Source organism: Paraburkholderia sp. RL18-085-BIA-A, assembly GCF_046027075.1.
Lineage (GTDB): Bacteria > Pseudomonadota > Gammaproteobacteria > Burkholderiales > Burkholderiaceae > Paraburkholderia.
Genome location: NZ_JARESU010000009.1, coordinates 13494 through 25924, shown reverse-complemented (window position 1 = coordinate 25924; position 12431 = coordinate 13494). Strand labels below are relative to the sequence as shown.

The window sequence follows — 12431 nt, the reverse complement described above, 5'->3', positions numbered from 1 at the left end:
CTTGTCCTTGCATCAACCGCGTTTACTCCTGTTGCGAGGTGCCGAGGAAGCCCGGCAGACCGATCGCGGCGACGCTTCGGGCCAGCTTGATCGCCTCGCGCAGCGAGTGCGCAAACGCTTCGTCGTCGGACGGCAGGGGCAGCATGCTGCGAAACAGATCAGCCCAGCGAAACTCTTCCAGCGGCACGGTGGTTTTCTCGAATGCCCCGGCGTCGCGGGCAAAAGCCGCGAGGCTTCGGTATTCATCGTTTGTCAGGTCCCAGACATGGCGAGGCATCTCGGTAAAGCTCGTGCGCCGGCCCTGCGCGTCGTAGGGATACGTCCAGCGCCGGTCTTCCATCGTCAGCCAGAACTGCTGGACTGTGAGCGACGAAAGATCTTCCTGAAGGACGACCGGCACCGCAGCAATCCGTAGCGCGTGCAGCGCGGCGACTATATGGTGATGGTCGGTCATATAAGGTTTCCCTTGCGGGCCCAGCACGACGGGCACTGGCTTTTCGGCGATTGCCATCTGCAGGTCATGTTCCGACAGGCTTCGGTATTGCTCGATCTTCTTCGAGACCTCGCGCATGCCGTGCGTCATCTGGGTCGGTCGCAACTGTTCAAGGGCGATTTGCTTCATGACGTGCTCCCCGGGTAGACCTCGACCGGCGACGCCGGCGAAATGCGTTTGCGTTGTTGGTGTCCTGGCCGCAATCGCTTGCTGCACTCCTAGCAACCCTTATTCCCAGCGGCCATGGTACGGCCGGCTTCGATCATTGGCGGCGCCGGCGAGGAATGCTGCTTGCACGCCCGGCAGACGAACGTGGCCGCGTTCACGTCTCGCACTCTAGTCCCCGGTCCTTTCAAGGAGGCAACAATGAGTCAGATGTTTGCTTATCGTATTCACAGGTTCGGCGGTCCGGATGTCTTCGAACGGGAGAAGATCAGTGTGCCCGAACCGGCCGGTCACGAGGTACTGGTTCGCGTGCGAACCGCTAGCGCCAATCCGGTCGATTTGAAGACGCGCGCGGGTAAGTATCCGCTGATAGGGGAAGACCAATTGCCCTATACATTAGGGCGAGATTTTGCCGGCATGGTGGAAGCTGTCGGCAAGGACGTCACGCAGTGGAAGCCGGGCGACGAAGTCTACGGTTTCGTCGGCCAAGGGCAGGGCGCGTATGCCGGGTTCGTGGTCGTTGAAGCGAATGCGCTGGCGCGCCGTCCGGCGAAAGTCGACTGGGCGGTGGCGGGTGCCGTGCCGCTCGCCGCGTTGACCGCATGGCAAGGACTCTTCGATCACGGCGCCCTGGACGCCGGACAGCGCGTGCTGATTCATGCGGGTGCGGGCGGCGTTGGACATTTAGCGGTGCAGTTCGCGAAGACAATGGGCGCGCGGGTGTTCGTCACCGCATCGGGCGATGGCGTGGAGTTCGTGCGACGACTCGGCGCCGATCATGTGATCGACTACTCGACGCAAAGATTCGAAGACGCCGCGCCCGATATGGACCTGGTGTTCGATCTTGTCGGCGGCCAAACGCAACAGCGGTCGTGGGCCGTGGTGAAGGCCGGTGGCGCGCTGATCTCCACGCTCGCCGAGCCATCGCAGATCGCGGCGACCAACCGCGGCGCACGTGCCGCGCGCTACACCGCGCGGCCCGACGGAGGGCAACTGGCGGAAATTGCGCGGCTGATCGACCAGGGCCAGGTCGACGTGAAAGTTTCGGCAACCTATCCATTCGACGCCGTGCCCGAAGCATTGGCCAGGCTGGAGAAAGGGCACGTGCGCGGCAAGATCGTGATTGCCGCGGCGGACACGTAACGCGGGTCGTGAGGGAATCGCGTCGCGTCGATCTGCGTGTTTGGCACGCCGCATGCTGCGCATTCGTGTGGCAGCCGCACTGTCGCGTGGTTGCCTCTTTGATAAGGAGAGGATCATGCCGCTGAAGAAAGGAACGTCGAAGGACACCGTGTCTCACAACATCAAGACCGAAACGAAACATGGCAAGCCGCACAAGCAGGCTGTGGCGGTCGCCTTGAATCAGGCGCGCAAGTCGGGCGCGAAGATTCCGAAGAAAAGCGAGAAGTAGCGCGCCCGGCCAGGAGAGTGTGATGGAAGTCATTAGCGACCACATCGAAGAAACCGGCGGATGTGCATGCGGTGCGGTGCGCTTTCGTGTCAATGCGCGGCCGAGGCGCGTGTCCATTTGCCATTGCATGACCTGCCGCCGAATACACGGCAATGTGTTCGGCGGTTACGCCATGTTCGCACGTACCGCCGTGGAGTTTTCCGGGCGCACGCAAGCCTGGCAAAGTTCGCCGGGCGCGCGAAGGCATTTTTGCCCGACCTGTGGCTCAGTCGCGTTCATGGAATACGTGGGAAGCGACGAGCTGGACTTGCCGCTGGGTGCGTTCGACCGGGTGGGTATTTATGAGCCCACCTACGAACTGTGGTGCTGCCACAAGGAGCCCTGGTTGCCCGCAGGTGTGCGCACCGAATATGACAAGGACAGGCTCAGGTAGTCCGCGGGGAACGCTGTTTGCTGTGTTAAAAAGGCAACCGGCGTAATCGGCACATAAGACAAGAACCCTATTCCGCCGGATTCCACTCGCCGCTCATAGCGTGTTTGGCTGTCGACGGCGAACGCAGCGGGAATGCCAACCATGGCCGATGACAAAGCCGATAAACGTCAGCATACGCACAGCAGCAAGGCCGCCAGTGCAGACATCGACCGCGACCAGCAACCGGCGAAACTTGCGGACTGCCGCCGTTGCGCGCTATGGCGCGACGCCACACAACCAGTCGGCGGCGAGGGGCCACGTAATGCGTCGATCATGCTGGTCGGCGAACAGCCAGGCGATGCGGAAGACCTGCACGGCCGGCCCTTTGTCGGACCCGCCGGTGCATTGCTCGATAAAGCGCTCGAAGAAGCGGGGCTGGAGCGCGCCCACGTCTATGTCACGAATGCAGTCAAGCATTTCAAGTGGACGCCGCGCGGCAAGCGTCGCATGCACAAAACGCCGGCGCAACGAGAAATTGCAGCGTGTGAATACTGGCTCAATCGGGAATTTCAGCAAATAGAAGCGCGCGTGATAGTCGCATTGGGCGCTACCGCGCTGAAAGCCGTGCTGGAAGATGCGCACTCGCGGCTACAGGATGCTCTCGGCAAAACGATCGAACACGGCGAACACCTGGTTGTCGCAACCTATCACCCTTCGTTCGCGCTGCGTGCGCCGGACCCCGAAACCCGCCGGCGCGTCTATGCGACGATCGTCGAATCACTCCAGACAGCGCACAAACTCAGCCGTCAACAAAAACGGTCCAAGTGATTTCAGGCACATGCACTCCCCCGCATGTGCGGCAGGCACGCCTCACTTGTGAATTGCCGACCTTAACTGATGCACCTCCCGGTCCGATACCGGAGCCGCATGATTTCCCCATGTATTCCTGATGAAGCTCACCACCTGCGCGATTTCCGCCGAGGTGAGCTGGTCGTTGAACGCGGGCATCTTCTGCGGTTTCGGCTGATCGCTCGTAGTCGGGCTCTCGCTGCCTTCAATCACGATGCGCATGACCGAAGTCGCGTCGGCTGCCATCACGAGCGAGTTGCCGGCGAGCGCAGGGGCCTTGCCTGACTCACCCGTGCCATCGGCGCGATGACATCGCGCGCAGAACGATAGATAGACCCCGGCGCCGGGACGTTCGACCTCACCTGTGTCGATTGCCCGTGCGGTCAGGGTGCGCGCATGTTCGTTGTTGTCGAACGTGCCGCTCGTGCCTCGCGCCGGCAGCGACTTCAGGTAGGCCGCGACCGCGCGCAAATCGGCGTCGTTCAGATACTGAGTGCTTTCCTCGACAACCGGCGCCATCGCGCCGAACGCGGTGGCGCGTCCTCCGTGTCCGGCGCGAAGAAACGATGCAATGTCTTCTTGCGACCAGCGCCCCAGGCCGCTCGCCGGATCGCCCGTCAGATTGGGCGCAAACCAGTGATCGTTGATGCCGCCGGTCAGGTAGTGTTCGCCGCGTTCGTCGTAGCCCAACTCGTTGTAGGCGGGACCGCGTGGCGTGTGGCACGCGCCGCAATGTCCGGGGCCTTGCACGAGATAGGCGCCGCGGTTCCATTCGGCGTTATGGTGCGAATTGGCGACGTAACGCTCGCGGTTGCCGAACAGGTGGCTCCAGAAGTACATCGCCCACCGTTGGTTGAATGGAAAAGGCAAGCTGGTGACGGGCGCACGGTTCGTCGATGCTGTGACGCCGTGCATGAAGTAGGCGTATAGCGCCGTCACATCCTCATCGCTCAGTTTTGCGAACGATGGGTATGGCATCGCCGGGTAGAGCCGTTTCTCTTGCGGCGTCTTGCCGACGCGCAGTGCGTCGGCGAATTGCTGCAACGTGTATCGGCCAATGCCGAAGGTGGGATCCGGCGTGATATTGCTGGCATAGATCGGCCCGAACGGCGAATTGACGGGCATGCCGCCCGCGTAGGGCGTTTTGTCCGCCGCGTCGTGACAGGCGGCGCAATCGCCTGCCTTGGCGAGATATTCGCCGCGCGCAATCAGCGCTGCGTCCATTGCGAGCGGCGAGTTTCGCGTGATGCTGGCGAACCCGTCCGGGGCGCTCTCGCGTTTGCAACCGCCCAGCACGCTGATTGCACAGCTGATGAGGAGTAAGCGTGCTGCGAGTGACCGGACGCGCTTCGCTTTCATGGCGTCAATACCCTGCGCTGCACGGATCGACGAACAACGGCGCGAGCCAGATGAAGATCACGCCGACCAGAAATCCCGTACCGACCAGCGCACTGCACAGCGCGACGAAGCGCACTCTGACCGTGTCGTCCGCGCGAAGCTGTTCGTTCGTGCGCAGCGCTTCATGACGATGCGGGTGCGGTTCACCGGCGCGGCCGTCGCGTCGCGCCAGCAGGAACCCGTACCACGCGAAACCGGCGCATGGGGCGGCCACGGCCACCGCGACTGCCGAAATGGCGAAGATCCACGTATTGAAGCCGCTCCACAACGGTTCGGAGCGCGGCGCGCTGGTGCCATAGCAGGCGGTCGCGGACAGTACTTCGGAGACGATCACCTGCAGTAGCCAGATGCCCGGCGTTCCAAACAAACCCGCGAGCGCGCAGCCCGCCAATAGCTTGCGACGCATTGCGAACGGTTGCGAAGACGCGAGACCTGATTCAGGCATGGCTAGCGCCCCCTCAGGATGAACGGCGAAAGGTACAGCGTGGTGAAGATGAACAGCCAGACCACATCCACGAAATGCCAGTACAGACCGCCGATCTTGATCGGCGCCGCACGTCGTTCGTCGAGATAGCCGAGCGCGATCCACAGCGTCATCATGACGAGCACAACCAGGCCGACGACGACGTGCGCCATGTGAAAGCCAGTGATCGTGAAATAGAGCGAGCCGTAAAGATGCGCGGTCAATCCATAGGGATGATCTTTCCATTCCTTCATCTGGATCAAAAGAAAGACGATGCCGAGCGCAACCGCAACCAGCATTGCGACGATCGCCGCGAGCTTGCGGCTCTTCCTGACGAACCGCTCCGCGAGCCAGACGAACACGCTGCTGAGCAGCAGAAACGCTGTGTTGAGCGCGCCGATACCGACCTTCGGCATTCCTTCCGGCGGCCACGCAAGATCGGTTTGCGCGCCCAGATAGAGATAGCAGAAGATCAGATAGCCGAACAGACAGGCTTCCGTTGCAACCAGCGTCAGCACGCCCCACCAGCCGCCCGAGTGTTCGCCCGCGCTGCCCACCGGCAGCGTTGCGTCGGCGTCGTGCGTGGCGAGGCCGGGTCGCGCGCTCGCGGGCGGCGGTTCGCGTTGTGCGAGCGAATGGCGCGGCCACAGCCATATGATGATCGCCGCCGCGCAAGCCGCTGTCATCGCAAGGACGAACGTGGGACTGCGCACGAGCAGGCCGATGAAGAACAGCGCGCTGAACAGGCCGAGAAAGAACGGCGTGAAAGTGTCCTCAGGCATCTTCAGAATGACATCGGCGCTGCCGCTTAGCGGCGACACGCCGAGTGTTTCGCGGCCGCGATGCAGCAGGTAACCGGTTTTCAGGCTCGAACGCTGGCTGCCTTCATCGAGGCGGTCTTCCCATAGCGGATGGCGCGACGCGATTACGGGTAGCACGGCGAAGTTGTAGGGCGGCGGTGGAGACGAAACCGACCATTCCAGGCTCGCGCCATCCCATGGGTTCGCACCGGCACACGCGCCACGCTTCGCGGAAATCAGCGCGTTTGCGACGAACATCAGCACGCCGGCGCCGAACACGAATGAACCGACGGTAGTCACCATGTTGCTGAGATCCCAGCCCATCCCTTCTGGATAGGTGTAGATGCGCCGCGGCATGCCGAGCAGCCCCGAGATGTGCATCGGAAAAAAGCCGACGTTGAAGCCGATCAGCACAACCCAGAAAGTCAGCTTGCCGAAGCGCTCGTTCATCAGCCGGCCGGTGAATTTGGGAAACCAGTAGGTGATGCCGCCCAGCACCGGGAACACGTTGATGCCGAGCAGCACGTAATGGAGATGCGCGACCACGAAATAGGTATCGGTAAGTTGCCAGTCGAGCGGAACGGCTGCGGTCATCACGCCGGAAACGCCTCCGACGACGAACATCAGCACAAAGCCCGCGAAGTACAGAAACGGCGTTTTGAAAACGGGGCGGCCCAGCCAGATCGTGGCGATCCATGCGAACACGGCCACCGCGCTGGGCACAGAAATCAGCATGCTGGCCGCGCCGAAAATGGCGAGCGCGAGCGGCGGCAGTCCGGTCGCGAACATGTGATGAATCCACACTTCGAAGCCGACCAGCATGGTGGCGACCGTGGACACGGCCACCGCCGCATACGCGACAATCGGGCGCCGGCAGAAGGTGGGCAGCGCGTCCGACACGATGCCCATCGCCGGCAGCACGATCACGTAGACCCACGGGTGCGCGAACATCCAGAACAGGTGCTGCCAGAGCATGGGCCGTCCGTCGCTCGACACGTCGAAGAAATGCGTGCCCACGTTGCGGTCCATCCATAACATGAAGAACGCGAGGCTGACCGAGGGCACCGCGAAGAGGTTGGCGAACGAGGCGGTCAGCGTACCCCACACGATGATCGGAAGACGGTTGATCGACATGCCGTCGGCACGCATCCTGAACAGCGTCACGACGAAGTTCGCCGCGCCCACCGTGGTCGAGATGCCGAGCAGCACCATGCCGAGGGCGTACACGTCGATGTTGGGGCCACGGTTGTATTCCAGTGACGCGAACGGAACGTAGTTGAACCAGCCGGCGTTGGGCGCTTCACCGAGCGGAAAACTGGCGTACAGAAAGAGGCCCGCGAACAGGAATACCCAATACGAAAGCGCGTTCAGACGCGGGAACGCCATATCGCGCGAGCCGAGCATCAACGGCCACAGGTAATTCGAAAAGCCGCTGAGCACGGGCAGCGCATACAGGAAAATCATCGTCACGCCGTGCATCGTGAAGAGCTGGTTGTATTGATCCGGCGTCAGCAGCGATTCATTGGGCCGGGCCAGTTGCAGCCGCATGATCAACGCTTCGACTCCGCCGAGCAGCAGAAAACAGAATGCCGTGACGATGTAGCGCAGGCCGATCTGCTTGTGATCGACGGTCGAGAGCCAGCCGCGCCAGCCTGGCTCGCTTTCCCATAGGTCCCGCAGCCGGCGCTCTTCGGCGGAGCCTTCCGGCGCTTCGCCGACTTCCGGTTCGCGGCGGAACGTGATTTCCGGTACTGCGGCCAGATCTTCGTTTCCCGAGGCAGCCATCATGGGGTTCCGTCAGTTGAGCGTCGCGAGATAGGCCGCAAGATCGCGGCTGTCGTTCGGGCTGAGCTTGATATCCGGCATCAGCGACTGCGGTTTGATCTCCTGAGCGTGTGCAATCCATTCCATCATGTTTTGAGGTGTATTCGTCATCGTTCCGGCGGCGATCAGGCGACGGGTCAGCAGATGCGTGAGGTCGGGCGCCTGCACGCCGGCCGCGTCGCTGCCGCGCACGGCATGGCAACCCGCGCACCGCTCCATGAACACATGCTGGCCGCGAGTTGCGTCGACGGTCGCGGGCGGCGCGGCGGGCCGTGCCTGCGCGTCGTACCAGTTCGCATAGTCTTGCGGGTCCTGCGCGACCACCTCGAGCGCCATGTGCGCATGCTGCGCGCCGCAGTACTGCGTGCACTGTCCGCGATAGACGCCCGGTTTGTCGGCCTCGATCCATTGCCGATTCACCTGGCCTGGAATGGTTTGCGTTTTCCCGGCCAAGGCAGGCACCCAGAACGCGTGAATGACATCCGCGCTTTTGAGCTTCACCATCACTGGTTCGCCGACGGGAATGTGAATTTCGTTCGCGGTGGAAAAGCCCTGCGGACTGCCTTCGCCGTAGTCCGCTTTCCACCACCAGTCATACGCGGTCACGGTGATCGTCAGTACGGGGTCGCGTGATGGCGAGGCGACCACGGCGAGAACCCACAGCATGTAAATCAGCGCTCCGAGTAGAAGCAGTGTTGAGATGACGGTGCCGGCCAATACGGCGCGGCCGCCGCCTCGCTCCGTCATTCGATGCCCGGTTGCGCCGCGCCTATGAAATACGGCGGTCATCAGCAGGATGCCCACGATCACGCACACGCCGACGCACAGCGCGGCGAGGCTCCAACCGAGCACAAGCACAGGCCGCGCGGCGGGGCCGGCGCTGTGCAGGAAGTAGGCGAGGGGGGTGTTTTCCGGCATCGAGGCGCCGCCCGTCATGGGTATCTCGCGCGTGCGGCGAGCGTCGCGTCGTAGAGAACGAAAGGGACGGACAAGACCGGGAGCCTGGGCCACACGGCAGCAGCCGACTCGTGCCAATGCAAAAGCATGCGCTCACTCCTGAGCGGGTCAGTTGGAAACTGGCGAGGGTGAATGGCGTTATATCACAATATGCTACAAACGATCAGCCCGTTTTTCAGTCGAATAGCGAAGGGTGTTCAGCATAAGATGTGCCTGACAGCCAGTCCGCACGAACCTCCCACACATCGTGCTTCAACGCGCAAGCGGTGAGCCTCCCACGCAAACGTGCCGTCGACCTCGGGTGCATCGGCGGGAATGCGGTATGCGCCCCGCACGCAGTGCGTCGAGCGGCCCTTGCGAGCTGCCGCGCGTAGCCTTGCTGTCTTTCATCTGCGCCTGCCCGCTTTATTTGCCGTGATGGCCGGGAAGAACCGCGCCGAGCACCTGCTTCGCCGTCTGGACGATTACGTTGCCTTCGTTCGGGTCGCCCTTCATCAGCGTCGACGCGAACGCCTTGGCCTGAGCGAGCGTGATATGCGGCGGCAGCGGCGCGATGTTCGGATCGGCCTTCACTTCGATGACGACCGGACGCTTCGCCGCCAGTGCTTCATCCCAGGCCGCGGCCATCTGTTCAGCGTCGTCCACATAGATGCCCTGGAGTCCGATCAACTCGGCGAACTTGTGATACGGCACGGAAGGAATATCCTGCGACGCCTCGAACTTCGGATCGCCTTCCATCGCGCGCTGCTCCCACGTCACCTGATTCAGGTCCTGGTTGTTGAGCACCATGCAGATCCAGCGCGGATCCGACCAGCCTTGCCAGTACTTCGACACGGTGATCAACTCGGCCATATTGTTCATCTGCATCGCGCCGTCGCCCACCAGCGCGATGACGGGCCGCTCGGGATAGGCGAACTTCGCGGCGATCGCATAGGGCACGGCCGCGCCCATCGACGCGAGTCCGCCCGACAGCGAGCACATCATGCCGCGCTGCACTTGCAGATCGCGTGCATACCAGTTCGCGACCGAGCCGGAATCGCTCGTCACGATCGCATTGGATGGGATGCGCTTCGACAACTCCCAGACGGTGCGTTGAGGATTGACCGCGTCCTTGCCGGGTTGGTGCGCGCGCTTTTCCAGCGTTTTCCACCAGTCCTCGGTCCAGCCTTCGATCTGCTCGCGCCACGCGCGGTCCTTCTTCTCTTCGAGCAGCGGCAGCAGCGCGCGCAAGGTTTCGGCGCTATCGCCGACCAGATTCACTTCCATCGGATAACGCAGGCTCAGCATGTCGGCCTTGATGTCGATCTGCACGCCGCGCGCGTCGCCTTCCTTCGGCAAAAATTCCGCGTACGGAAAGCCGGAGCCGATCATCAGCAGCGTGTCGCAGCGCGTCATCAGGTCATAGCTCGGCTTGGTGCCGAGCAGTCCGATCGACCCGGTGACCCACGGCAGATCGTCGGGCAGCGCGGCTTTTCCGAGCAGCGCCTTCGCCGCGCCCGCGCCGAGCTTGTCGGCGAGGGCGATCACTTCGTCGGTTGCGTGCAGCGCGCCCGCGCCGACGAGGATCGCGACTTTCTTGCCGGCGTTGAGCACGTCGGCGGCTTGCTCGAGTTGATCCTCATAAGGTACGAGGCGCGGCGCGCGATAGCCCACGCCCGAATGCAGCGTGCCATGTTTGCGGCCGGGCGCTTCGTACGGGAGATCTTGCAGATCGTTCGGCAGCACGATTGCCGTGACCTTGTGTTCGGATAGCGCGGTGCGTATCGCGCGGTCGACCAGATGGCGCACTTGCGCTGGGACCGTCGCCTGTTCGACGAAGGCGCCCGCCACGTCCTTGAACATCGACACGAGGTCGAGTTCCTGCTGATAGTGGCCGCCGAGCGCGGCGCGCGCCTGTTGGCCCGTTATCGCGAGGACGGGCATATGGTCCAGCCTCGCGTCGTACAGACCGGTGAGCAGATGCGATGCGCCGGGGCCGGATGTGGCGATGCACACGCCCAGTTCGCCGGTGAACTTTGCATGCGCCGAGGCCATGAAGGCGGCCATTTCTTCGTGCCGGACCTGAATGAATTCGATGAATTCGATCGCGGCGCTGGATTTGTTGGTTCCTTTTTCCGCCGCGGCCTGTGCGCGGCTGAGCGCGCCGAACACGCCGTTGATGCCGTCGCCGGGATAGCCGTAAATGCGGCGCACGCCCCAGGCATGCAATCGCTCGATGATGAAGTCGCCGACGGTTTGAGCCATTGAAGTCTCCCCAAGGTGGCCTGCCGTGTGTGTGATGTGTATTCAACGGCGCAAACGTCGTTCCGCACTATTGCAATCCGTAATGTGGCGAGGTTGGGGGATTCGCTTGGCGGCGGATCGTCGCTTGCGTGCGGAAAGTGTGATCGCAGGGCGAATGAGCAATGCGACGGGCAATGCAAGACATTGCGCAATCCGTTGAAAAAATTGCGACGTGCTTTGTTTCGCGCACAGGGTCATTCGCGGGCCCGGCGGTTGCTCACCAACCAGGCGAGCACCGTGAAACCCCTCGCCACGCGGTCTGCCGCGCGCACACCGCTTAGGTCGATTCGTACTCTGGAGGTTTGACATGAGCGACACGCAACGTCCCACGCCACCGTTTCCCGCGCAGCAGCAGAATCAGACGCCGGGCAGGACGGCGGACATGCAACCGCAGCCGGATCATGGCGAGCGATCATATAAAGGCTCGGGCCGCCTTGCCGGCAAAGCGGCGATCGTCACCGGCGGCGACAGTGGCATCGGCCGCGCGGTCGCCATCGCGTTTGCGCGCGAAGGCGTGGACGTTCTGATCTCCTATCTCGACGAGGACGACGACGCGCGCGAAACTGCGCGCTGGGTCGAACAGGCGGGCCGCAAGGCGGTGCTGATGCCCGGCGACATCACGCAGTCCGCGCATTGCGCGGCGATCGTCGACAAGGCTGTCGAGGCGTTCGGCCGGCTCGACATACTGGTCAACAACGCGGCATACCAGATGAGCTACCCGTCGCTCGACGCAATCAGCGACGAGGAATGGGACAAGACCTTCGATACCAACATCGGCGCGATGTTCAGGATCACGCGGGAGGCGGTCAAGCATATGAAGCCGGGCTCGGCGATCGTCAACACCACGTCGATCAACGCCGACCATCCGAATCCCGGGCTGATCGCCTATGCGGCGACCAAGGGCGCGATTCAGAATTTCACCGGCGGCCTTGCGCAGTTGCTCGCCGAAAAAGGCATTCGCGCGAACTGCGTGGCGCCGGGACCGATCTGGACGCCGCTGATTCCGTCGACGATGCCGCCGGAAAAGGTCGAGAAATTCGGCGAGCAGGTGCCGATGAAACGCCCCGGCCAGCCGGCCGAGTTGGCGGCGGCTTATGTACTGCTGGCATCGGACGAGGCGAGCTATATCTCCGGCGCGACTGTCGCGGTCACGGGTGGCGCACCGATTATTTGAAGTTGCAGACCGGCCACGCGCGGCTACGAGGCAGGCACCCGATGCGCCGGACACGCTGGCCGGCTGCTTCTTTGCGCCGCATCCGCGCGGGTCCAGAGCGTTAGCGCGATGGTCCGCCGCAGCACCGTGGCACGCCGCTTGCGCCATGTTCGCGATGGATGCGCTGGAGTGCGCGAGCTACAGCACGGAGTGAGGAGAACAC

Annotated in this window: 11 protein-coding genes; 5 read left to right on the top strand and 6 right to left on the bottom strand. The window is 62.9% G+C overall.

The features are described from left to right. Window positions 1-22: 22 nt before the first annotated feature. On the bottom strand, window positions 23-622 hold the full coding sequence (locus P0D89_RS08575) for a ParB-like protein (protein WP_408362154.1): 600 nt from the start codon (window positions 620-622) through the stop codon (window positions 23-25). 237 nt (window positions 623-859) lie between these two features. Here P0D89_RS08575 and P0D89_RS08570 point away from each other — a divergent pair, with 237 nt between their 5' ends. From P0D89_RS08570 to P0D89_RS08555, 4 genes are all read left to right on the top strand, one after another. Then, complete coding sequence (locus P0D89_RS08570; protein WP_408362155.1) at window positions 860-1801, top strand: NADP-dependent oxidoreductase; 942 nt, start codon at window positions 860-862, stop codon at window positions 1799-1801. Window positions 1802-1916: 115 nt separating this feature from the next. Continuing rightward, window positions 1917-2069 (top strand): hypothetical protein, encoded by a 153-nt coding sequence (locus P0D89_RS08565; protein ID WP_408362156.1) that lies wholly within the window; start codon window positions 1917-1919, stop codon window positions 2067-2069. 22 nt (window positions 2070-2091) lie between these two features. After that, window positions 2092-2502, top strand: coding sequence for a GFA family protein (locus P0D89_RS08560; protein ID WP_408362157.1), 411 nt, complete (start codon window positions 2092-2094; stop codon window positions 2500-2502). Window positions 2503-2643: 141 nt separating this feature from the next. Further along, entirely contained in the window at window positions 2644-3309 is a 666-nt protein-coding gene (locus P0D89_RS08555; RefSeq protein WP_408362158.1) for a UdgX family uracil-DNA binding protein, read from the top strand. Between the two features lie 42 nt (window positions 3310-3351). Here the strand turns inward: P0D89_RS08555 and P0D89_RS08550 are convergent, their stop codons facing one another. The 5 genes from P0D89_RS08550 to P0D89_RS08530 all read right to left on the bottom strand — a co-directional run bounded on the left by P0D89_RS08550 (window position 3352) and on the right by P0D89_RS08530 (window position 11016). Beyond that, window positions 3352-4689 carry a c-type cytochrome gene (locus P0D89_RS08550; RefSeq protein WP_408362159.1) on the bottom strand — a complete coding sequence of 446 codons (1338 nt, stop codon included), beginning with the start codon at window positions 4687-4689 and terminating at the stop codon, window positions 3352-3354. Between the two features lie 4 nt (window positions 4690-4693). After that, window positions 4694-5173 carry a hypothetical protein gene (locus tag P0D89_RS08545; RefSeq protein WP_408362160.1) on the bottom strand — a complete coding sequence of 160 codons (480 nt, stop codon included), beginning with the start codon at window positions 5171-5173 and terminating at the stop codon, window positions 4694-4696. Window positions 5174-5175: 2 nt separating this feature from the next. After that, window positions 5176-7776, bottom strand: coding sequence for a cytochrome c oxidase subunit I (ctaD, locus tag P0D89_RS08540; protein WP_408362161.1), 2601 nt, complete (start codon window positions 7774-7776; stop codon window positions 5176-5178). Window positions 7777-7788: 12 nt separating this feature from the next. Beyond that, entirely contained in the window at window positions 7789-8751 is a 963-nt protein-coding gene (gene coxB / locus P0D89_RS08535) for a cytochrome c oxidase subunit II (RefSeq protein WP_408362162.1), read from the bottom strand. 426 nt (window positions 8752-9177) lie between these two features. Further along, window positions 9178-11016 (bottom strand): thiamine pyrophosphate-requiring protein, encoded by a 1839-nt coding sequence (locus tag P0D89_RS08530; RefSeq protein WP_408362164.1) that lies wholly within the window; start codon window positions 11014-11016, stop codon window positions 9178-9180. A 346-nt stretch (window positions 11017-11362) separates the two neighbouring features. Here P0D89_RS08530 and P0D89_RS08525 point away from each other — a divergent pair, with 346 nt between their 5' ends. Further along, window positions 11363-12229: an SDR family oxidoreductase gene (locus P0D89_RS08525; RefSeq protein WP_408362165.1), complete on the top strand. Its 867-nt coding sequence runs from the start codon at window positions 11363-11365 to the stop codon at window positions 12227-12229. The last annotated feature ends 202 nt before the right edge of the window (window positions 12230-12431 follow it).